This window comes from Candidatus Koribacter versatilis Ellin345 (assembly GCF_000014005.1).
GTDB lineage: Bacteria > Acidobacteriota > Terriglobia > Terriglobales > Acidobacteriaceae > Korobacter > Korobacter versatilis_A.
Window position 1 is genome coordinate 297,145 of sequence record NC_008009.1, and the last position, 23,052, is coordinate 320,196.

A 23,052-nucleotide genomic window follows, 5' to 3' on the forward strand; every position below is an offset into this window, starting at 1 on the left:
GCTGAACCAGTTCGGCAGGGACGCTTCTGACCTCCAAGCGCCCTGCCTTTTTTCTTGGGATGTGGGAAAATTTCACGGCATGCCTGAACAGGTCGTGGTCCGCTGCAAGGACCTTCGCAAGACGTACGAAGGCAAGGTCGAAGCCGTTCGCGGACTCGACCTCACCATCTATGCCGGACAGTGCTTCGGCCTGCTCGGCCCTAACGGCGCCGGCAAGACGACCACCATCGAAATCCTCGAAGGCCTTCTCGACGCCACCTCCGGCGAAGTCCAAATCCTCGGTCATACCTGGACGAAAAATTCGCGCGAACTCCGCGAACTCATCGGCATCTCGCTGCAAGAGACGCGTCTCGGCGAAAAACTCACCGTCCGCGAAACCGTCGAACTCTTCGCCGGCTTTTATAAAGTGTCGAGACCGGTAAATACTGTGCTTGAAGAACTCTCGCTGACGGAGAAAGCCGATGCCCGCGTCGGCAAGCTCTCCGGTGGCCAGAAACAGCGCCTCGCCATTGCCACGGCGCTGGTCGCGAATCCAAAAATCTTGTTTCTCGACGAGCCCACCACCGGCCTCGATCCGCAGAGCCGCCGCCAGGTCTGGGACATCGTCCGCCGCTTCCAACAAGCTGGCGGCACCGTGCTCCTCACCACGCACTACATGGACGAAGCCGAGCGCCTTTGCGATTACATATCCATCATTGATCACGGCAAGGTGATCGCGGCCGGAACCCCGGCCGAATTGATCTCCGGTGTCGGCGGTCATCACCGCGTCGAGTTTGCCCTTGAGGCAGAGAACGTGGACGACGCGCTCTGGCGGAGCCTTCCGGGCGTAGGCGGCGTACATCGCGATGCTGAAATCACCGCGCTCACTGTCGAGGAGCCGCACCTCACCATCCCCGCGCTGCTCGCAATGGTCAACGAACGTGGATGGAAATTGAGCCAACTCACCACCAGGCAATCGAGCCTTGAAGACGTCTTCGTGAATCTCACCGGACGTCACCTGCGGGAGGAATGATGAGCGAACCACTCACCACCCACGGACGCTGGAGCGGCTACGCCGGCCTGCTCGGCGCACGCATGAAGGAACTCTTCCGCGAGCCCGAAGTCATCTTCTGGATCTTCATGTTTCCCATCCTGCTCGCGTTCGGCCTCGGCATCGCGTTTCGCAACAAGCCGGTCGAGAAGGCGAACGTCGTCTTCGCGCAGCAGGAAGGCTCCGACGCGCTCCAGACGCTGCTGAAGTCCGCACCCGATGCGCAGCGATTCAACATCCAGGTGCAGCCGCCAGAACAGGCAGCGAACAGCTTTCGTCTCGGCAAGGTGGATCTCGAAATCCTGCCCGACGGCAAAGGCGGCGCCGAGTACGTCTACGACCCCGCGCGCCCGGAGAGCGTTCTCGCCCGCAACGTGGTTGACGACGCCCTGCAAATTGCCGCCGGCCGCAAGCCCGTGCTGTCCTCAAGTTCGCGTGTGAACAGCGAGCCCGGCAGCCGCTATATAGACTTCCTCATCCCCGGCCTGCTCGGCATGAACCTCATGGGCTCCGGCATGTGGGGCATCGGTTTCGCGCTGGTAGATATGCGGCAGCGCAAATTGCTCAAGCGGTTCATTGCTACGCCCATGCGCCGCAGCGATTTCCTGCTCGCGCTCGCTTCCAGCCGCCTCATCCTCATGATCATTGAGCTCTTTCTCGTGCTCGGCTTCGGCATTCTCATGTTCCACATGCGCGTGATGGGCTCGTGGCCCGCGATCATCCTGGTCAGCGTTCTCGGCGCCATGACCTTCGCCGGACTCGGCCTGCTCACCGCCAGCCGCGCGCAGAAAATCGAGACCGCCAGCGGCATCATGAACCTCATCATGATGCCCATGTGGATCTTCTCCGGCATCTTTTTCTCGTACGAACGCTTCCCCGCGAAAGTGCTACCGATCATCCGCCTGCTGCCGCTGACAGCGCTCAACGACAGCCTGCGCGCCGTCATCCTGGAAGGGAAGACGCTTGCATCGCTCTCCGAGCCATTGATCGTCTTGTGCCTGTGGGGCGGGCTTTCGTTCCTGGTTGCGGTCCGTCTTTTCCGATGGACCTAAGCCGCAACTTTTTCCCGTAACCTGGGTTTGTATTCTGTGAGTCCAAGGGAGTTGTGTCGCTGGCTCACTGTGGAGTGAACCGAATGCGCAAGCAAGTTGCTACCTTTGTAGTTCTAGTCTTCGTTGCCGCCGCTGTTCTGGGCGGCGTGTGTGCGTGGGCGCAAGAGCCTCAGGACCAGCAGGGCCCACCGCCCCAAAGTGCCGGCGGACGCTGGTCGGTCTTTCAGTCAGAAGACAGAATGACCGGCGCCAAACTCGTCCAATTCGAACTCGAATCCGACAACACCATGCCCGACAGCGATCGTCGCTCGCGCGTGGTTCTCTTCTGCAAAAACGGCCACTACGAGAATGCTGAATTTCAGCCCAGCATCCGTATGGCCGGTCCGAACCGTCCCGGCTTCTGGGGACAGCCGCAGATGCAAGTCCGCGTCCGTGCCGATGCGTGGCACGACGACAAAGGCTGGAACTGGCTCGGCAAAGCGCTCTCCATGGACAAGGGTTCCGTCCAACGCGCCATGGGTGCTCGGGTCTTCCGCGTTGAGTTCTTAGCCGCTCGCAAGAAGGCCTCCGCGCAACCCTACATTGCGGAGTTCTCGCCGGAAGGCCTGAACTTCAGCCAGGTGAAAGCCTCCTGCGACCTAGGCCCCAAACACTAACGCTGTTATGACGTTCAGGTTTGTATCAGGGCACGACTTCAGTCGTGCCGATCGCGGCCGCAGAGATCTCGGGCTTTAGCCCCTGCGGCCCTTTCATTTCACGGATCACTTCCCCTGCAACTCGCTCACCTTCGCCCTCACATACTCCGCCGACTTCCCATTCGGCATCAATTCCAGGTACTTCTGGAACGCCTTCAACGCATCGTCCCTCTTATCCACCTTCAAATCGGCATCCCCGAGATTCACGTACGCAATCGCGCGCGACGGATCGATGGTTATCGATTTCTGATACCACTCCGCCGCCTCCGCATACTTGGCGAGACGGAAGAATGCGAACCCCGTATTGTTCGCGAACAACGCGTTCGTCGGCGCGAGTTCCGCCGCTTCCTTGAACTTCGCCAGCGCCTCCTCGTATTTCTTCTCCTTGTAGAGGCGCATGCCCTCATCATTCAACGCGAATGCGGACTTCGGCGAACTGGGCTCCGCTGCTCCGCGCGTTACCATCGCCACGGTTTCCTTGCCGGCTTTCAGTGCCGCGATCTCCTGCCGCAGCTGCTCGTTCTGCCGCTCTTTCTCATCGTTCGCAACCCGCAGTTTTTCGATTTCTGAGTTTAACCGGATGGCATCGTCATTGAGCTGCGTCGAATTCGATTCCAGGAACTCCGACTCATGCTTCAGCTCGAAGATGAAATCGCCGCCCTGGCTTCCGGGCAGATTGCCGAACGACGGCGTCTGCTGCGAGAGCGCGGAAACCGCGGGCGAAACGTACGTGGCCAACTCGCTGGCGGTGATCACGCCATCGCCGTTAAGGTCGGCGCGTCCGTCAAGAGCTTGCAACAACGTCCACGTGAAAACCGAGTGTCCGTTCGGGCCGCCATCCGCGACTTGCTGGTCCGCGCCACCGGCGGTGAACATCTGCCGCGCCTCACGCCGCGCAATTTCCTGCAAATAGTTCTGCGAGTTCGCCATCGGCGCGCCGCGCGTCAGCGCCAGCCCGCTGTAGCAAGAGTCCATCACGAACAACAGGTGTTTCGCCGGAATCGCCTCGGCGATGTCCTGGAAATTCGTCATCGAGATCGCCTGTCCCTCGTAGCTCGAGAGGTCGGCTTCGACCGGGATGATGTATCCCAGCTCTCGTCCCGACGCCAGCTTGCGCGTCGCGCCGTGCCCAGCGAAAAAGACGAACACGCGGTCGTCTTTGTTCACCATGTCAGGATTACCGAGCTTGTCGCCGAGCAGCGACAGAATGTTCTGCCGGGTCGCCTGTTCGTTCGTTAGCAGGAAAACGTGGTCGGGCTTGAACTTGTATTTGTCCACGAGCACGTCGCGCACCGCAGTCGCGTCATTCGCGGCGTAGCGCAGCTTCGGCCAGTTCTTGTAATCGTCAATGCCAATCACCGCCGCCCAGCTATCGTGATACATCGATTGCACCGGCGGAGGCTCGCTCGCCACCTGCGTTCCGCGCATTCCGGTCGTAACCTCCGTGCCATTCCACGAAGCAAACGTGTAGCCATCTTTCTCAAGTTCATCAATCAGCGTCGGCAGCACCGAGATGACTTGCTTATGAATATCGTGGAAGAGAATGATGCCGCGCCCCTGCTTCTTAACCTCGTCGAGCACACGCTGCACGATCGACGAAGGCACCGGATCGGCCCAGTCCATCGAGTCGATGTTCCAGATCATCGCCTTCAGCTTGTCGCCCTCGCTCACCTTGAGCACCGCGTCGTTCACCGCGCCATACGGCGGACGAAACACTGTCGGATCGCTCTTCTGCACATAGGCGATCAACTTGTTCGTCGACTGAATTTCTTCCGTCTGCTTCGCCGCGTCGAGCTTTGGCAGCACCGGATGGCTATAACTATGGTTGCCGATCGCCGACCCATGTTCCAGCACGCGATACGCGGCCTTCGCCGTCGGCGTGAGCTTCACCTCGCCCTTATCATCCACGGTTCCGAGGTTCTTGCCGACCTCGAAAAACACGCCCTGGATGTTATGCGCCTTCAGGATTTCGAGCACCTGGTCGGTGTACTTCGGATGCGGCCCGTCGTCGAAGGTGAGCAGGATCGTCTTCGGCGGAAGTTCGGTGCCGAAGATCTCATCGCGCCGTTTCGCCTTGATCGCACCGCGCGTCTCCGTCGGCGGCAGCGTCGCATCGTGTTCTTTAAGGATTCGCTCGCGCGCATACTTCGTCTTCAGGAACTCGACGTACTTCGTCCAAGCCTCACGTCGCACCGGCATTGCGCGCGTCGCAAATTTCCCGAATGTCGCGCTGATCTCCTTCTGGTACAACGCCTGGATCTGGTCGAGCGCCGCGATGTCGTCGGTCACACGCTTCTTCAACTCCGGCGGGAGCTGGCCCACAATGTCCTGCAACTCATCGAACGTGTCGCGGAAGACGAGTTTGTCGGCATCGCGATAGTCGCCATTCGATTCCACGCGAGTGAGAAATTCGGTGATCGGAACGCTTGCAGGTTTTCCATCAGAACCAATCAGCGATCCGTTCAGCGCCGCGATCCGCAGATGGTTCTCTTCGAACATCGCCTCGCCTATAATCGCCACGCGATCGCGATTGATCTGGTCAAGCGAAGCCTCGCCATCGGTGAGAACGATGATTTGCCGGTACGCCGCAACGATCGTGTCCATCTGCTGCGCGACCGGCGCCTGCGCGAACACCGGCGCCGCCAACAACAATGCAAGACAAAGAAGTCGTAACAACTTCATGAATGCGACACCTATGTAAGTTTTGCTGCCGCTAGCTTACGGCACCCGCCGTTTGGAAGAAAGTGACGTACGTGCGCCCTGTCATCCTGCGCGGAGAATCCGCATACCAATGCGGATTCGCAGTCGAAGGACCCCTATCGCTGCCACAAATGCAGCTAGTTCACCATCGCACTGGCGCTAGGCACCGCTCGCGGATCCACCACGCGCCGATACTCCATCATCCGTCCCGCCGGCCCCAGTCGGAACTCCGGCAGCACCGACGCCACGAACACGATGTCTTTTTCCAGATCGCCAAGGATCGCTCGGAAGCGCAACTGCACGGTGCCCGATCCATCCCACGGGTTGCTCTCCATGCGCAGTACGGCGCGAACGTACTGATCGTCCACCGCATGGGCAACGCGCCTGCCGCGCAGGTCGATCGGTTGCGTCACCACTGGTCTGCCCGATCCCGTGAGGTAAGCGACCGATGTGATCCGAAATTCGTCTTCGGATTCGAGCACGACTTCCTGCGTCTCCGGAGGTTCGCCTTGCAGAAAAGTTCGCGGGGCGAGATGGCGCACCATCTCCCAGCGCGAATATTCGTCTTCTAACTTCGCGAGGTGTTGTTGGGTGTGCGATACCTGTGCAGCGAGTTCGCGCGAGGGACGCCCTAATCGCCAGGTGATCGCTGCACCCACGGCTGCACCCATTATCGCTGCTGCCGCTGCAAGGATCATCCCCTCAAGCTTCCCAACCTTACCCCCAATTTGCCAGTACCTACCCTGATGCACGCACGTTCGTCCCACGCCGCTCGACAGTTGCCGCGCGTTCTCGTTATCGTAGACACTCCCGAGGTGTATCCATGAACAACTTGCTGCAGGACATCAAGTTCGGGGTTCGCACGCTGCTGCGCAGTCCGAGCTTCACCGTCGTTGCCGTGTTGACCATCGCGCTCGCCATCGGCGCGAATACGGCGATGTTCAGCGTGATCAACGCCGTCCTCCTGCGGCCTCTACCGTACAACCAGCCCGACCGCGTCATGGCCGTGTGGCAATACGATGCGAACCAGCAGATCAACGCCTTCACCACGCCGAACTTTGTCGAGTGGAAGCGCCAGGGCGGCATCGTCGCACAGCTTTCTGCGTTCACGTCCACGGCATTCAATATCGCGGACCAAGATGTTCCCGAGCGCGTCGCCGGTGGCAACATGCAATACGAATTGCTGCCGAACTTCGGAGTGCAGCCGGTCCTCGGCCGCAACTTCACGCCGGAAGAAGACAGCCTCAACGGACCGCCGGTCGCCATCCTCAGCAACGCCATGTGGCGTACCCGCTTCAATTCCGATCCCAACATCCTGAACCAGACCATCAAGCTCGACAGCGTGGCGTACACCATCATCGGCGTCATGCCGGCGAATTTCTACGTTCTGAACCGCAACGAACTTCTCTGGACGCCCCTCAAGCTCAACCCCACCGATCCGTCGAAATCGCGCCGCATTCACTGGATGTGGGGTTTCCTCCGCCTGCCTGACGGCATGACGAAGAAACAAGGCGATGCGGAAGTCAACGCCATCACTGCGCGCCTGAAAGCGCAAGACCCCAGCGGCGACGCCTCGCGTGGCCTGCAACTCCAGTCCATGCCGGAGTTCGTTTACGGCGACGTGAAGCCCGCTCTGCTGTTGCTCATGGGTTCCGTCGGACTTGTGCTGCTGATCGCATGCGCCAACGTGATCAATCTTCTCCTCGCACGCGGGGCCGCACGCCGCAGCGAACTCTCGGTTCGTAGCGCCCTCGGCGCACCGCGCGCGCGACTCATCCGTCAGCTTCTCACCGAGAGTCTCGTGCTCTCGATTTGTGCCGGAGCGCTTGGCTTGGGCCTCGGAGCGCTTGCGCTGAAATCTCTTCTCGCGATGCATCCTACGAACATCCCGCGTGTCGAAGAAGTTCGCATTGACGGTTGGGTGCTCGGCTTTACATTCCTCGTCTCGCTCCTCGTCGGCGTGATTTTCGGACTCGCACCCGCGGTGACCGCGTCGCGCGCGAACGTCGCCGAAGTCCTGAAAGACAGCATGCGCACCTCCAGCGGGCGCATCGGCCGGCAGCGCTCGGTCTTCGTCTTCGCGGAAACCGCGCTGGCTTGCATGCTGCTCATCGGCGCGGGGCTCGCGTCGAAATCCATTTGGAAATTGCAGAAGGTCGACCCTGGCTTCAATCCGCATAACGTCAGCGTGCTGCGCGTCTCGGCGCCGCGATCGCTGCTGCCGGCGCAACTGCCAGAGTTCTACCGCCGCATCTTCGAACGCGTCAGCACGCTACCCGGCGTCGAAGCTGCCGCTCTCGGGCGCGACCTTCCGATGAGTGGCGCCGCCGATCCTTCCATGCCGATCACGATTGACGGCAACACGCCTGCGCTCGCCGAGGGCGAAGTCATTACCCGTTTCCGCTCCATCACGCCGAACTACTTCCGCACGCTGCAAACGCCCGTCCTGCGCGGCCGCGAATTCGCCGACACCGATACCTCCACTTCGCAGCCCGTCGCGATCGTGAGCAAATCTCTCGCGGACCGCTATTGGCCGAACGAAGATCCCGTCGGCAAGCGACTGAAGCCCGAAATTCCGGACGCTCCGTATTACACCGTCGTCGGTGAAGTTGCCGATGTTCGCCACTGGAGTCTCGACATTCAAGTCGAGCCCACCGCGTACTACCCGTACACGCAGCTTCCGCCGAGCATCGTCGCGCTCTTCCAGAAGAACATGTCCATCGCGGTTCGAGGAACTGCGGGCGGCATCGTTCCGTCGGTGCGCGCCGCTGTCGGCGAAATTGATAAGACCGTGCCCGTCTTCAACGTTCACACCATGGACGAACTCTTTTCCGACTCCGGTTCGCTCCGCCGCTTCGACATGGCACTGCTGCTCAGCTTCGCCGGACTCGCACTGGTGCTCTCGGCGATCGGCGTTTACGGCGTCATCGCGTACTCCGTCGCGCAGCGCACGCGCGAAATCGCTATCCGGATGGCCGTCGGCGCGCAGCGCAAGGATGTATTTGAGCTGGTCATCGCCCAGGGTGCGAAGGTCGCTGGTGTCGGCGTGGTTGCCGGCGTAATCGGAGCACTGCTGCTGGCGAAGGTGATGTCGAGCTTGCTCTACGAGGTGAACCCGCGCGACCTGCTGACGTTCTGCACGGTCCCATTCATCCTGATGGTGGTGATCCTGCTCGCGTGCTACATCCCTGCGCATCGCGCGGCTTCGGTCGAGCCGAACACCGCCCTGCGCTACGAGTAGCTCAGCGGATCATGTAAACCTTGCGCACGGTTTCGCGCACTTCGCAAATGCCCTTCCACCCGGCGGGGAAGAACGCCAGCGTGTCGGGCACGATCTCGATCTGTTCACCGTTGTCGTTCGTGTAAAGACTGTTGCCCGCGAGGAAGTGGCAGAACTCGTCGCTCTTTACCTCGCAGCGCCACGTGCCCGGTGTGCACGACCAGATGCCGGTCTCCGCGCGCCGCGGCGCTACGGCGCGGCTCATCTGGATGCCGTACTTCTCTGATATCCCGATGATGCGCGTGGAGACGGCTCCCCAATCCGCCAGCGGCCCAACGTTCGCGACGTCGCGTAGCACCGGCGTGATCTCACCCGGCTCGCCAAGACAGCGCATATAACTCATCCGCATGTCTTCTCCGATCTCCGCTTCGCCGGTCCATCCTTCTTTGAAGTGCACGGCCACGTACGGCTCCGCATCAATCACCTCGCCGGAGTCGCGGCGAAACTGCGCGAACCCGTGCATTACGAGCCAGAGTTCGTCTTCCACAAACTTAAAAGAGCGCTTGCCGCGCTTGCACTCGCGCAGCCCGCCCTCCACGCGGAATTCCGGGTTGCGATACATCACGAGTTCGTCCGTGCCGACGTCCGGGTTCCAGTCGAAGGCAGGATGAATATGCGGCGCCGAAGATGAAAGGTTCAATCGCATCGCGAAGTGTAGAACGAGGGAATATATCGCATGCAAAAGCCGGGCGCAAAGTCCCGGCCTTGCTCAACGAATGTGAAGTCTCATTTGTGGCTCACGCGCCAGATTGCGTTCGATCCGTCGTCCGTGATCAACAACGATCCATCCGGCGCGACGGTCACGCCCACCGGACGCCCCCATACGTTTCCATCCGGTGTTACGAATCCGGTCACAAAATCCTCATACTCGCCGGTCGCATGATTCGTCTGGTGTAGCGGCACGCGAACTACTTCGTAGCCCACGCGCACCGCCTTGTTCCACGAGCCGTGCTCGCAGGCGAAGATGTCGCCCTGGTACTCCGCCGGAAATTGTTTGCCGTTGTAAAACGTCATTCCCAGCGACGCGCTGTGCGGCTGGATCAGCACATCCGGCACAATGACCTTATTCTTCAGCTCCGGATGCTTGCCCTTGTGCCGCGGGTCCTGGTTTCCGCCGATGTAGTAGTACGGCCAGCCGTAGAAACCGCCTTCCTGCACGTGCGTGATGTAGTCGGGCACGAGGTTGTCGCCGAGAGCATCGCGCTCGTTGATCGAAGTCCACAGCTCGCCGGTCTGGGCATTCACCGCAAGTCCGACAGGATTGCGAATGCCTGCCGCGAACACGTGCACGTTGCTGCCATCGGGATTCGCCGCGAGGATGTTCGCGCGGTTCTTCTCGCCGGTGTTCTCTTCGGGATCGTCCACATTCGATTCCGAGCCCACGGCGATGAACATCGTCTTGCCGTCGTTACTGAAGCGAACGTTGCGCGTCGAGTGACCTCCGGTCGGCAGGTCCACCAGCTTCTGTGCTTCGCCCCGCGCCTTCAGGTCGCCGTTCGTGTAGTGATAGCGCACCACGGCGTTGGTGTTGCCGATATAGATCCACTCTGGATTCGGCCCCGGCGGATAGAACGCGATTCCGAACGGCTCCTTCAATCCGCTTAAGAAGACTGAAGTCTGCTGCGGCTTTCCGTCGGCAGTCATGCCGCGGAAGATCTTGATGTTCCCGGGTTCGGTCTCGGCGACGAAGATATCGCCATTCGGCGCGGTAACAATCTCGCGCGGATTGTTCAGGTTGCTTGCGAACACATCGATCTTGAAATCCGGCAGTACCTGCGGCCACGCATTCTGCGGACGCGGCACTACGTGCGGACCATTGCCCGCCGACTTCGTCGCATAGGGCGGCGGCAAATCTTTCGCTGTAATCTTGCGGACCGTCCCCGGCTTCTCATCGCGGTAGTCAATAAAGGGCCCGTTGCCGGAAGCCTTCGGCAGACTCGCCGTCGTAGTGGAAGCCGCCGCACTTGCTGGCGCCGCAGCCCCGGCAGTCTTCATCGCCCGGATGTACCTCACCACCTGCCAGCGCTGTCTTTGCGGCAGGCCTTTCCACGACGGCATGCCGTTGTTCTCATCGCCGTTGGTGATGAACCAGAACAGTTCTCCGTCCTTCGCTTCCTGCGCCTTGCCAGTCTTCAGCGACGGAACATTTCCGGTGCCCGCGCCATCGGGCCCGTGGCAGGCAGCGCAGTTCTGCGAATAGATGTTCTTACCGGCTTTGATCGCCGCAGCGTCTCCAGCGACGGGGTTCTTCGTTGCCGCCGCGGAGGCAGGGGCGTTATGAAATGCTTTGTTCTGGGCGATGGCGAATACAGCGAGCAACAATGAAATTCCGATAACAGAAATAGAGCGGGTTCGCGAAACCTGCACGAAGACCTCCAGCGGAATTGGGAAAAACATGCCGTGCGAGCACACGGCAACTTAGGCATTGGATGTCGCCGGGCAAACCATGATTCCGGCGTCCACAAATTATTGCAGAGCGGCGCTTCGGCGACCGGCCGCTATCATAAATGTTTCCGCAAAAGGTTGATCGGCAGGGACTTATCGGCGTTCGCCGTTCCGCCCCAGGAATTTGAGCAGCTTTGTTCCGATTGCGCTCCCGCAACGAAATATAGGTATCGGACGAAAGTGAGAACTTTCGTTCAACACGGCTTGGAGGGGAACCAGGCCAGTGTTTCTCGGGGGAAGTCTCGCTGGAGAAACGAGACTTCTCCTTTTTATTTACGGCTCTCCCGACAGCGAAAACGCCGCCCACAGCAGCGGCGATTCCGGCAGCGTCACCGGCCCCAGCGCTGTCTTCGCCTTGAGCTTTCCCGCCCGCAGATCGCGCATCACCGCGAGTTGCGCGTTGCGCAGCGCCACCGCGCGCGTCCTGCCGGCATTCAACTCGCGATAGAAATGCGGCAGCAACGCGGAAGTCGGCTCATCGGCCACATCCCACAATGTCGCGACGAACGAAGCTGTGCCGGCGTAGAAAAATGCGCGGCTGAAGCCATCAATTCCGTCACCGGTGATTTTGCCCAGGCCAGTGCGACACGCGCTCAGCACGACTAACTTCGTATGCAGCTTCAGCTTGTAGATATCGCCGGAGGTCAGCCGCGTCGGCTCGTGGGTGGTCGCGCTCGGATAGAGAAGCAGGAAACTTTGCCGCGGGTCCGCGTCGTCCAGTACCGCGTGGGTGGCGAAGTGCACTACGGTCGCGCCGCGAAGCGCGTCGTTCACCGCGGCGTCGCTCGAACCCGCGTTTGCGAACGCGGTCACTGCATCGGGCGGCAACAATTTCTCGATCGCCTTCACCTCGCGCAGCGTGGCGGGAAGTTCCGGCAGTGTCACGCCATTGCTCAACTTCACGCCGCTCGCATTCGCCACCAGCAGGTAGTGCTGCGTCTGTTTCTCCGCGCGCTGCTCGTTTTCGCGCGTGTATTGCAGGAGTGCCGATGCCGGGACGGTGTGCAGCGCATATCGCTCCAACAGATACTGGCCCTTAGCGTCGGTGAGCGCCGCAAACGACAGGCGGAACAACTCGTGGTGCGGAATGATTGTCAGCAGCGCGCCCTGTTCGCGAGGAAGGTAGCGCTCCACCGGCGTCACCAGCAACTTATAAAGCGTTCGCCACGCGGAAGAACCCTGCGCTTCAGTGCCGACTTCCTTCGCACCGCGCGCGGCAGCAGACTGCACCGGCACTTCAGCTTTCTCTTTTACCGGTTCGTTCTTCAGTGTCCGCGCCACCAGCGCGGCTAGCCGCTTGCGTTCCACCGGCACGCGGACTTCGTGCACGTCGTCGTTCTGCGACACGATCCAGATGTAGAGGGCGTCGTTGGTCGCCCAGTACGAAACGATTGTCGATTTATACCGTTTCGCGGCTTCGACCATCTGTTGCGTGCTGAAGGGCGCGGCCGACACGTAGCTCGCGAAGCTCGGGTCGTTAATCACCACGTTCTTTACTTCGTGGGAGTCCCCCGCCTGCTGCGTGCCCATCAGATCGAGGAAGGCGCGCGCCCGGCCTTTTTCCGCGGTCTCCAGCGCCTCACGTTGCCGGTCCATTTTTGTCAGCACCTCAATGCTGACGTCGTACAGGTCCTGGATGCGCTCGTTGTAACCCTGTTTGCGCGCGTCGTCTGGGACAAGGTGGCTGCGGATCTCCTCGCGGATCGCCATCGCCTCGCGAATATCGGCGAGCGCGTGCTCATAGCCTTGCTTCTCAGTCGCGACCCCGGCGCGTGTTTCCAGAGCATCGGCAAGATTGTCCTGGTTCTTGTTCTTGCGGCACACGTTCACCGCGGCTTCCGCGGCGTCGTAGGCTTCTTCTTTGCGTCCGAGATGAAAGAACGCACCCGCGAGCTGGTTTTCGCGGAAGCAGAGTTGGTATTCGCTGGGCTTCTTAGCGATGACCATCTGCAACTGTTTCGCGGCCCTGTCGTACTGCTTGAGTCTAAGAAGTTCGCCGCCGATGTTGCCTTCGAGGAATGGAATGAACTGTTCCGCGCCGATCGCCTTCGCCTGCGCCAGGGCCTTCTCATATTGCGCCAAGGCTTTCGGGTGCTCCTCCATCGCCTCGTAGGCAACCGCAATCGCATTCATCGTCTGGATTGCGTACTCGTGATCGCCGATAGCATTTTGTATTCGCAACGCCTCGTCGTAGTGCTTGAGGGCAATCTTCGGCTGCCCTTGCATCCGCTCCAGGCGCCCCATGCTCACCAGCAAGGTCCCAAGCACCTGGTTGTCGCAGCCGCACTCTTTCAGGATCTTCCGGGCGCCTTCGTAGTGCGCGAACGCGTCGGCGAAATGTCCGGCCTGGAAGTCGTTGTCGCCCCATAAATGAAGGATCGCACTCTCGGAGCCGGGCAAGTGGAGAGCGTGGGCCTGATCGATGAGTGCTTTGATCTCCGCTTCCGGCGGGCTCGCCTGGTTCATCAGGATCGCCGAGACCTGCACCTCAAGCGCGCGTCCCTGGTTCCCGGTCGCCGCGAAATCTTTGGAGGACTGCATCGCCAGCGCAGCCGCTTCCTCCGGCTTACTCGACCGTCGCAGGCTCTGCGCAAGCATGTAGCGCGACTGCGCCAAGGCATGGGTTGCGCCGATCTCGGCGAACCGGTCCACTGCGTTTTTCAAGTGTTGCTGGATATCGGCGTTTTTTGCCCGGTCCGTCGCTGCCGCGATGCCGTATTCCGCAAGCGCTTCACCGCACTTGTCCTGTTTTTCTTTGGCAAGTGCCAATGCGCTGGTGAACGCGTCGGCATTCTTCGCCGGATCGACGTAGCCCGTCGTCAGCAGCGCGGAGACATCCGCATTGTTGGGGTCGGAGAAGGTAAGGTTAGGCTTGGTTTTTGGGTCGAACGCGAGATCGCAACCAGCTGCGTCAGGTTGCGCGGCCGCAATTACTGGTACGAACAGCCCAATGAAAACAAGACGGCGGAGAAATCCCAGGAGCATTTGGGGAACCCGAACTCAGGGGCTACTTGAGTTCGGATTCTAACTTGCAGGCTCGCTCCGTGTAAGTGCTTTTTCCTTCACAAAGTTGCTGGAGCAGCGGCTGTGCCGCCTCGTGGTCCTTCAGGCGAAGACTCGCCGCAGCGAGATACCACTGCGCATCGGACTGGCGTCCGCCCTCGAGTTCGTTAGCGGCAGCGCTCAAATCCGCGGATGCTTCCTTGTTTTGATTCAACAGAAGCTCGCTGATGCCGAGGTACAGCCGCACCGTGCCGTCCTTGGGATATTTCTGGGCCAGCGCTTTGAGCTGTTGCACTGCGGACGCATAGTCGTCGCCTTGATACTTCGCCAACGCTTTGGCTAGCTCGGGACCGGATGGCTGCGAACCGTTTCCTCCACGAGTCGCGAGCAGAGAAGTGGGATCCACGCGGATCGGCAACTTCTCCACCTTGATTTCCTGAGGCGGCTTTACATAGACGATGAGAGGCCCTTGAGCGGGCGTTTCCGGTTTCGGCACCCTGATCAGTACGAATGCAATCGCAGCAGCGGCGGCCACTGCCAGTGCCGGCACCCACCACTTCCTCGCTGGTTCAAAGGCGCGTGGCGCATTGCGTGCGATTCGAACACGAATGCTTGCCGATTCCGCCGGAGACAGCTCGCCGTACTCAATTGCATCGAGATCGTCGAACAACGTTCGGCAAACTTCGCAGGACGATAAGTGTTCCTGGATCTGCTTCGTCTCTGCATCGGCGAGCACGCCTTCATGCGCCGCATGCAGCATCCCGACCTCGGGGCACGCGGGCAACGTCACACGCGACACGAAGTCTTTCTCGTCGGAATCAAAATCATTCATCCGTTGTCGCATGGGCGGGCTCCTTTCCCCCGGTCAACGCGGTGCGCAGCAAGTGGAGAGCGTACTGCAGATGTCCCTTCACCTGGGTCTCGCTCAATCCGAGCTTGGCGGCAATCTCGGCTCGCGTGAGGCCATGCACGTACCGCAGGGTCACACAGACTCGATGCAGCGGCGTAAGGCTGCTGCATTTGCGAAACAAATCGTTCAGGCCCAACTGAGGCTCTTTGTGGGGCGCAGCCGGATCTATGTCGTCCAGCGATGTCTGATCGTGCGGCATGCGACGCCAGTAGTCGGCGGCCCTGCGCTTGGCAACGGTAAACAACCAGGCCGGCAATTGCGTCGTGTCGATCTTGGCGAAGTTCTTATAGAGGGCCAGGAACGCTTCGCTTGTAATTTCCTCGGCGATGTCCCGCCGTCCCACGCACCGCAACGCTAACCGGAAGACCGAAGCCGAGTGCTTTTTATAGACCTGCTCGAAGTCCTCAATCATGAATTCGCGCCAAACCGTAGGCCGGAACAAACGCGGTGGAATAAGCGTGCGAGAGCCGGGGAATTTCGCCGGATGTGTCTGCCGTCATCGTAAGACGGTTACCCGGCGGAGTGGAACGATTGTAGCGTGGATTTCAGTCGAAACACCTTTTCGGCACCACTTTCGCGCTGTTATTCCTTCTTCCGCTTTCGGCACAGCCACGAAAACAGGACGTTGGCACATCCGTCATCGCCCTCAAAATACGTCTTGTCATTCCTCCAGGAGGCATTTCTGCTTATGAAGCTCTCTCGCGGTCTTTTGCTGGTTCCTGTGTGCGCACTTCTCGTTATTGGAGGGTGCAAGAAGAAGGAAGCACAGGTGGAAACGAGCCAACCCAACACGCGCACGTCCGGAACGCCGACCCTTGCGGCGCGGCCCGCCGTACCAAATGAGGCGGCTACTGCCAGTTCTGCAACCAGCACCGTCGCCGCACCCGGCCTGAGCGCGGAGACAACGGCGAAGTTGGAAGGCGCGGCGTGGGCAATGAAGCAGGACGAAATCCTGCACGACGCCAACGGCCAATGGGCTGCGTCGGCAGAAGCGTCTTCAACGTTCCACGACGCCAAGGATCAGGAGTCGTTCTCTTCGTGGCAGGCCAGCGGCGCGCCCAACGTAGAACATGAATCCGACGATCCCCACTCCTGGGCGTCGAAGACCGAAGATGGCGGCATCGAGTGGCTCGACCTGAAATATGGCAAGCCAGTCTTCGCGACCGCGGTGCGGATCCGCGAGTCGAACGCGCCGGGCGCGATCATCAAGGTCGATCTTTATGACGAAGCCGGCGCTGCGCACAGCATTTGGCAGGGAACGGATCCGACCAAGGGCCTGAACTACTTCATGCTCAACTTCCCTAAGACGAGCTTCAAAGTGGCACGGGTTCGCGTTACGCTCGCGACCAACATCGTGCCGGGTTGGAACGAGATTGACGCTGTGCAACTTGTGGGAACCGAACAGTAACCTCGCGGAGGTCCGTGTCGCATGAATGACCGCAGCTTCTCCTTCAGGAACGCCCGTTGGGCGTTCCTTTTGTTCGCAGCACTTTTCGTCTGCGTCCTCGCCGCTGCGCAAAACGCACCGCGCGGCAGCTATGTATTTCAGCGCGACTCTGACGGCGGTAAAGCCGATGCCGGCAACTCGCTGACGATTACGTTCGATGAATCCGGCAACATCCAGTTGAGTGGCAGCGGCGCGCAGAGCCTCTCTGTCACTGGCGAATACCAGGTCTTCGGCGAGACCATCACGTTGTCGATTCCCGCGGTATCGAAGTCCGTGAGCCGGCGTCCGTTCAGCCTCTCGGGCGACACGTTGACGCTGCCATTCAAAATTTTCTCGGATGGTCCGGGCACTTCCACCTGGAAGGCTACGACGCAAACCGCGCACAACGGCGGCACCGGTAAGAGCGGCGGCTCCGGCGGCGGAAGCGGCGCAGGTAGCGGCTCAGGCTCCGGCTCCGGCGGCAGCGGCTCTGGCAGCGGCGGCGGCTCTGGAAGTGGTGGAGGTTCCGGCGGTAGTGGCGGCTCCGGAGGCGGAGGCGGTGCTGGCGGAGGCGGTGGTTCTGGTGGGTCCGGCGGTTCCGGCGGAAGCGGCGGATCCGGTGGTAACGGTGGCTCGGGTGGATCTGGCGGCTCCGGCAGCGGTGGATCTGGCGGCTCCGGTGGTTCTGGCGGTGGTAAAGGTGGCGGGAAGAGCGGCGGTAAAGGCGGACGTCCGGCGGTGACTGCGCCGTGGCAGGACAGTCCTTACGCGAAATGGATGGGCGACTGGGTCGGCACTGGCTGGGGCTGGGAGACGCGCTTCAAGTCCAGCGACGTCGGCACGAACCCCGGCGGCGGTCACGACATGATGACGCTGACGGTGCGTCACCTCACGCGCTTCCACTACACCGTGGACAAGAACGGCCAGATCGAGGGCGATGGCGCGATCACCTACGACCTCGATCCGAACCTGTGCGGCGTGTATCGCGCGGCGCAGCAGGTGAACATGGCGATCGACGTCATGAAGAGCATTAACGAAGCGCCGTCGAAGATGCGCAAACTGGTGGAGCAGGCGAACAACCTCTTCACCATGAAAACCGTCCGCGAGTACACCGACTTCCAAGGCCAGATCGAAAAGATGGCGAACTCAGTGAAGGACGAGGGCAAGAAACGCGCCACCGACACGGTAAAGAACTATGTGATGGAAGGCCTCGGAGCAAAGGCCGAAGACACGCAGGACTTGGCGAAGAACGTGATCTACCAACGCTGCATGCAGAACGTACCGGTTGTCGTCTTCGACAGCATGGTTTGCGAGAGCGTGAAAGATCCGAAAGCGAAAGGCCCGAGCAACGCCGGTGAATTCGTTTTCAAGGCGCTGGCTGACAAAGCTGCAGGCAATCCGCAGCCCGACTACTGGAACCAGGCGGTGACAGCGATCTCCGATCCCGGTCCGCTGGTGGATGAAGCCAAGGAAGCACTGAAGAAGAAAACCATCAAGGCGCTCAACGTCTTCGACGTGAAACAAAAGCCCGGCAAAGATGAATGCTCGGGTGTGCCTTCCACGCAGAAGGCAGGTACGAGCATGAACAACGTCACGATGAACGACCTCATGCAGTCGTGGGCTGAAACCATGGAAGGCATGGCGACGGCAGGGGCTAGCGGAGACGTCGGCGGCGTGATGGGATCGGCGACCGACCTGATCATGAACGCGCCCGGCGTGACGAAAGTCCAGTACGACTACAAAGGCCTGAAGAACGGGCCGGAGTCGCGGCGCTTCAAGATCACCGGCTACATCGAAGGCGACAAGGCTTATCTGCGCATGGATGGCGATACCTACGGTGGCGACAAAGAACTGTATGTCGAATACACGGTGAATTGGCAGAAGGGCGGTGGCAAGTTCCCGACGTGGAGCCCTTTCATTGACGAAGAGGGCGGCGACGTCCAGGCCAAGGGCAAGATGAAAGGCCTGTCGCGCAAAACCGTAGCGTGCTCCGCGGACGACTTGAAGAAAGACCCGAAGTGCCAACCGAAAGAAGAACTGGTGACGGTGGAGGAAAATTCGTCGACACCGTTCGCGATCTATCACAAGACTGGCGAACACCGAGGCGGCGTGAAGCCGTGGCATGAGTACGAGTACTACTGGCGGGCACAGCGCGTGACCGCGCCGCTGCCGCCGTCGAAATAAAAAATAGCGGTGGGAGGGCGCCCTCCCACCATAAGAAAAATTTCGTTCCCAGTTGGTTCGCGCGGAGTGGTTCGCAAACCGCCGGGAACGAATGCAGTTGTTACATCGCGAGGCTCACGCCTTGGCGAGCAGAGACACGCTTCGCTACGGGGTCTCCAAGTTGCCAGCTGAGAGTTCCCCGCGTGTCCTGCAAATTCGATAGTGATGACCTCGCCTGAGGTCGACTATCGACCTGTTGTCAAAAAGCAAATTGTTCTTCTTGGGACTACCCCACGTAAGCAGGTTACAAAGGATCGTGCAAGGGAGTCAGTGACCGCTAACCACTCCGAACGTGAGCTCTGCACTTGACGCAGGCGGGGTGCGGACGGTGTCCGAGGTTGGACAGGTAGCGACGCGGGCGAACAGGACGAGGCCGGACGATTCCAGCGAACATCCTAGATTTCAATCAGTTGGAGTGGCACCTCGGTTGCACTACGAAACACTTCGTTGAGGAGGTCTTCGTGCGCGCTGCTCTCCAGGATCTGAAGTTCGCCCTCAGAACCCTAAAAAAATCGCCCGGATATGTCATCGCTGCGCTGGTGGTGATGGCGCTTGGCATAGGCGCGAACACTTCGCTGTTCACGGTGGTGAACGCGGTGTTGTTGCGGGCGCTTCCCTTTGGGCATCCGGAGCAGCTAGTGGTGTTGTGGCATACGCCTCCGCAGAGCAGTTTTCCCGGGGTGAAGATCTTCCCCCTCTCCGCGGCGAACTACCTCGACTGGGAAAAGCAGAACACCGTTTTCACGCAGATGGCGGTCTCGTCGTACCGGACGATGAACCTGACCGGCAACGGGGAACCACTGTCGCTGCCGGACGAGGCGGTGTCAAAGAACTACTTTTCCACGCTGGAAGCGCTGCCGATGCTCGGCCGAACCTTCGTGCCCGAAGAGGACGCGGATGGCAAGAACAAGTCGGTGATCCTGAGCTACCCGCTTTGGAAGGACACGTTCGGGGGCGATCCAAAGATTGTCGGCAAGCAGATCACGCTGAACAACCAGGCTTATGACGTGGTCGGCGTAATGGGACCGGAGTTTCGCTATCCGTCGTTCGCGCGGATTTGGACGCCGCTGGGCATGACCCCGAAAGAGGCCGTGGTTCGCGGCGAACACCACTATCGCGTGATTGCACGGTTGAAACCTGGCGTCTCGCTGCACCAGGCGCAAGCCGACCTCAGCACGATTGCGAAGCAGTTGGAGCAGCAGTATCCCGCCGACGATAAAGGTTGGGGTGCGGCGGTGGTGCCGCTACGTGAGCAGATGGTAGGCGATGTACGTCCGACGCTGCTGGTGCTGCTTGGCGCGGTCGTGTTCGTGCTGTTGATTGCATGTGCCAACGTGGCGAACCTCACGCTGGTTCGCACGCTGGGGCGAAGCAAGGAGATGGCGATACGTACCGCGTTGGGCGCGGGCAGAAACCGAATCATTCAGCAGGTGTTGGCGGAATCCATGCTGCTGGCGATTGCGGGTGGCGCAATCGGCGTGGCGCTCTCACAATTTGGCACGAAGCTGATAACGAACGTTCTGGCGGACCAACTGCCCAGGACCTTCCAGGTGCACATGGATGTAACCGTGCTGTTCTTCACGCTTGGACTGGTGCTGCTCACCGGCCTGGCAGCGGGTTTCGTTCCTGCCTGGAAGGCGACGCACTCGAATCCGAATGATGCGCTGAAGCAAGGACTCGGCCGCACCGATAGCGATGGCGGCGGCAAGACGCGCAACGTGCTGGTGGTCGTCGAAGTTGCGTTGTCGCTGGTGCTGCTCTTTGGCGCGGGCCTGATGATCCGCACGCTGTGGGCGCTGCATGCGGTGAATGCCGGATTCGATCCGGAGAACGCGCTTTCGATGTCGGTGATCGTAGGCCCAAACAAACTGCCGAATGAAGTGGCGCAGGCACAGTACTACCAACGCATCGTTGAGCGTTTGCGAGCGATGCCAGGTGTGCAGAATGCCGGCACGGTGGATAGCCTGCCGACACAAGGCGGATCGATGCAGCCGGTTGGGCTGGAGGGGCATCCGGTGGTGGCGATGGCCGACCAGCCAGAAGTGAATGTGCGTATGGTGTCGCCGGGATACCTGGCGACGATGCGGATTCCGCTGTTGCAAGGGCGCATGATCGCCGACGCCGACAACGAGCACACTCATCCTGTGGCGATCATTAGCCAGGCGATGGCGAAGCGGTTCTGGCCCGGGCAGGATGTGATTGGCAAACATCTGACGCTCACATTCCAGGGCGATACGCAGTTGGAGATCGTTGGTCTTGTGGGCGATGTGCGGCAGTCGGGCCTCGATTCCAACGAAGATGATGCGACCGTGTACTATCCGTCGGCGCAACTGATTTTTCCCCCGGCGTACACGTGGCATTCGTTTCCGCTTTCGCTGGTAGTGCGTACGGCGGGGAATCCGGAGGCGATGCAGCCCGCGATCCTGGCGGCGATCCACGAAATCGATAGCGAAGTGCCGGTAACCGAAGTGATGACGCTGAACCAGGTGCTCGGCGAGTCGATTGCGCAGCAACGGTTCACGATGATCCTGCTGGAAGCCTTCGCCGGACTGGCGCTGCTACTGGCAGCGGTGGGGATTTATAGCGTGCTGGCGTACTCGGTGCGGCGGCGCATGCGTGATATCGGCATTCGCATGGCGTTGGGCGCGCTGCCCTCGCAGGTGCTGCGCATGGTGGTAATGGAAGGCATGCGGCCAACGATCATCGGCGTGGTGATCGGGTTGGCCTCGGCGATGGCGATTGGCAGGCTGCTGAAGTCGGTTGTATTCGGCGTAAAGACGACGGATTTCGCAACCTTCGTCGCAGTGTCGGTGGTGCTGCTGTTCATCGCGGTGATGGCGAGTTTGTTGCCGGGATATCGCGCGATGAAAGTAGAGCCGATGAAGACGCTGCGGGAAGAATAGCGGCGAGACCCTGGTTTCCGTTTTTGGGATGCATCTGCGCTAATGTCGCAGCTCTTTGCACTTCGCAACGGCACAATGAGTGGTTCCAACTCCCAACCGTTGCGAGGGACCGATGGCTTGCCTCTCCGTGCTGGCGCGGATTTCCGCTGCTTTGATATTTCTCACGCTCGTGGTTCCCAGCGTTGCTCAATCTGCGAATCGAACTGCTGCTGCGGGCACTGTCACAGTGCAATCGCTGAGCTTGCTCGATGTCGTCGACAATCTGGACGAGACGAGTTGTTCCGCGGCGCCGCGTCTTGGGACGGCCGCTTTCGAATGTGTGGGGCTGGCAGGGCGCAGTCACGGGCAGAGTTGCCTGATAGACCACATTCTGATTGGCGATCGGCTCGATGGCCCGAAGGAACTAGCGTGCGTGAAGTCGTGCCCGGGAGGCGAGCGTAACTCGGACGCTTGCGAGAACTTCCCGTGTATCAACCGTCTTGCCGGCAGGCCTTACTTCAAGACCTTCGCGGCGCTTCCCGCTGATGTGAAGACCCGCCTAGCGGCAGACTACAACACGCTGATCCAACTGGTTCGCGCTGAGGGCACGCCTCAATACGCGGCGTTAGGTGGCGACAGCAAGCGCGGAGCGGTGAAGCGCGACATCCTCGGCATAGTGTTGAAGGGGTTGCTAGACGTGGACTCTGGAAAGGACATCGGCCCCGGCGAAATGCTGCCGTTCGGGGAGTGCATCCTGGAACGGGCGAGCACACGCGAGAAAGTGAACGGACTCGAGCTTCATCCTTCGAAACGCTATGGCCAGGCGCCGAGAGTGAACACCGGAAATCCTGCGGATGCTTCCCCGATGGACACTTCGGCGAACGGCAATCTCAACGTTTATGAATCTGCATTCCTTCGCTGTAGCCGTGTGTCACCTGACCTTTCCAAGTGCCTGGCAGGCCAGATCACCGCGGAATTTCCGGACCTGCTCGCCGGCGAGATCTTGCACGAACTGGTGCACTTCAACCAGTTCAAGTTCGGGCACGAGATGATCGCGAAAGACAACGTACCCGATGACGCGAAGTCGATCCTCGACGAAATCATGGCCTACGGTGTCTCACGCGAACATCTCTACTATCGGCAGGGGCTGAGTCCCGCGAATGTGGCACTGCTCACCGGTGCCGGTATGAAGGGGCAGGTTGCGGAGTTTCAAAATGCGTGGCGCGACCTCGGAGAAGACCGCCAGGAAGAGGTCGCATTGTGGGCGCACCACACCTACGCATGGATGCGCGCGCGTCTCACCAGTCCGAACCGTCCTGCCGATGAGGGGCGTACGTGGTCGCTGATGTGCAGCGCAATCGCGCGGCACAACCAGAAAAAACACACCATCATTCCGTGTTACTGAG

At 60.3% G+C, this 23,052-nt stretch carries 15 protein-coding genes; 8 read left to right on the top strand and 7 right to left on the bottom strand.

Translation table 11 applies throughout. The features are described 5' to 3' along the window. The first annotated feature begins 79 nt into the window (after window positions 1-79). From ACID345_RS01455 to ACID345_RS01465, 3 genes are all read left to right on the top strand, one after another. Entirely contained in the window at window positions 80-1,012 is a 933-nt protein-coding gene (locus tag ACID345_RS01455; protein ID WP_011521091.1) for an ABC transporter ATP-binding protein, read from the top strand. Then, complete coding sequence (locus tag ACID345_RS01460; RefSeq protein ID WP_083763640.1) at window positions 1,009-2,082, top strand: ABC transporter permease; 1,074 nt, start codon at window positions 1,009-1,011, stop codon at window positions 2,080-2,082. Before ACID345_RS01455 ends, ACID345_RS01460 begins: the two co-directional genes overlap by 4 nt. 83 nt (window positions 2,083-2,165) lie before the next feature. Further along, window positions 2,166-2,738 (top strand): hypothetical protein, encoded by a 573-nt coding sequence (locus ACID345_RS01465; protein ID WP_011521093.1) that lies wholly within the window; start codon window positions 2,166-2,168, stop codon window positions 2,736-2,738. A gap of 105 nt (window positions 2,739-2,843) precedes the next feature. Here ACID345_RS01465 and ACID345_RS01470 read toward each other — a convergent pair whose 3' ends face one another. Both ACID345_RS01470 and ACID345_RS01475 read right to left on the bottom strand, forming a co-directional pair. Beyond that, entirely contained in the window at window positions 2,844-5,459 is a 2,616-nt protein-coding gene (locus ACID345_RS01470) for a polysaccharide deacetylase family protein (protein ID WP_011521094.1), read from the bottom strand. A 155-nt stretch (window positions 5,460-5,614) separates the two neighbouring features. After that, a complete protein-coding gene (locus tag ACID345_RS01475) occupies window positions 5,615-6,175 on the bottom strand; it encodes a hypothetical protein (protein ID WP_011521095.1) in 561 nt (186 codons plus the stop codon). 125 nt (window positions 6,176-6,300) lie between these two features. Between ACID345_RS01475 and ACID345_RS01480 the strand changes: the two genes are divergently transcribed. After that, on the top strand, window positions 6,301-8,718 hold the full coding sequence (locus tag ACID345_RS01480) for an ABC transporter permease (RefSeq protein ID WP_011521096.1): 2,418 nt from the start codon (window positions 6,301-6,303) through the stop codon (window positions 8,716-8,718). Between the two features lies 1 nt (window position 8,719). Here ACID345_RS01480 and ACID345_RS27165 read toward each other — a convergent pair whose 3' ends face one another. From ACID345_RS27165 to ACID345_RS01505, 5 genes are all read right to left on the bottom strand, one after another. Further along, on the bottom strand, window positions 8,720-9,397 hold the full coding sequence (locus ACID345_RS27165; RefSeq protein ID WP_228370716.1) for a cupin domain-containing protein: 678 nt from the start codon (window positions 9,395-9,397) through the stop codon (window positions 8,720-8,722). 86 nt (window positions 9,398-9,483) lie between these two features. Continuing rightward, on the bottom strand, window positions 9,484-11,079 hold the full coding sequence (locus ACID345_RS01490) for a PQQ-dependent sugar dehydrogenase (protein ID WP_187148920.1): 1,596 nt from the start codon (window positions 11,077-11,079) through the stop codon (window positions 9,484-9,486). A gap of 396 nt (window positions 11,080-11,475) precedes the next feature. After that, window positions 11,476-14,187: a CHAT domain-containing protein gene (locus tag ACID345_RS01495; RefSeq protein WP_011521099.1), complete on the bottom strand. Its 2,712-nt coding sequence runs from the start codon at window positions 14,185-14,187 to the stop codon at window positions 11,476-11,478. Window positions 14,188-14,209: 22 nt separating this feature from the next. Beyond that, window positions 14,210-15,049 (bottom strand): zf-HC2 domain-containing protein, encoded by an 840-nt coding sequence (locus tag ACID345_RS01500; RefSeq protein WP_011521100.1) that lies wholly within the window; start codon window positions 15,047-15,049, stop codon window positions 14,210-14,212. After that, the gene (locus ACID345_RS01505) at window positions 15,030-15,527 is read right to left on the bottom strand and encodes an RNA polymerase sigma factor (RefSeq protein WP_011521101.1); all 498 of its coding nucleotides are present in this window, start codon (window positions 15,525-15,527) and stop codon (window positions 15,030-15,032) included. The genes ACID345_RS01500 and ACID345_RS01505 overlap by 20 nt, the downstream gene beginning before the upstream one ends. A 276-nt stretch (window positions 15,528-15,803) precedes the next feature. Here ACID345_RS01505 and ACID345_RS01510 point away from each other — a divergent pair, with 276 nt between their 5' ends. The 4 genes from ACID345_RS01510 to ACID345_RS01525 all read left to right on the top strand — a co-directional run bounded on the left by ACID345_RS01510 (window position 15,804) and on the right by ACID345_RS01525 (window position 23,051). Next, window positions 15,804-16,523, top strand: a complete 720-nt coding sequence (locus tag ACID345_RS01510; RefSeq protein WP_011521102.1) for a hypothetical protein — start codon at window positions 15,804-15,806, stop codon at window positions 16,521-16,523. 21 nt (window positions 16,524-16,544) lie between these two features. Beyond that, window positions 16,545-18,725 (top strand): hypothetical protein, encoded by a 2,181-nt coding sequence (locus ACID345_RS26780; protein ID WP_011521103.1) that lies wholly within the window; start codon window positions 16,545-16,547, stop codon window positions 18,723-18,725. A 500-nt stretch (window positions 18,726-19,225) separates the two neighbouring features. Continuing rightward, entirely contained in the window at window positions 19,226-21,667 is a 2,442-nt protein-coding gene (locus ACID345_RS01520; protein ID WP_011521104.1) for an ABC transporter permease, read from the top strand. A 112-nt stretch (window positions 21,668-21,779) separates the two neighbouring features. Further along, window positions 21,780-23,051 (top strand): hypothetical protein, encoded by a 1,272-nt coding sequence (locus ACID345_RS01525; protein ID WP_011521105.1) that lies wholly within the window; start codon window positions 21,780-21,782, stop codon window positions 23,049-23,051. The last annotated feature ends 1 nt before the right edge of the window (window position 23,052 follow it).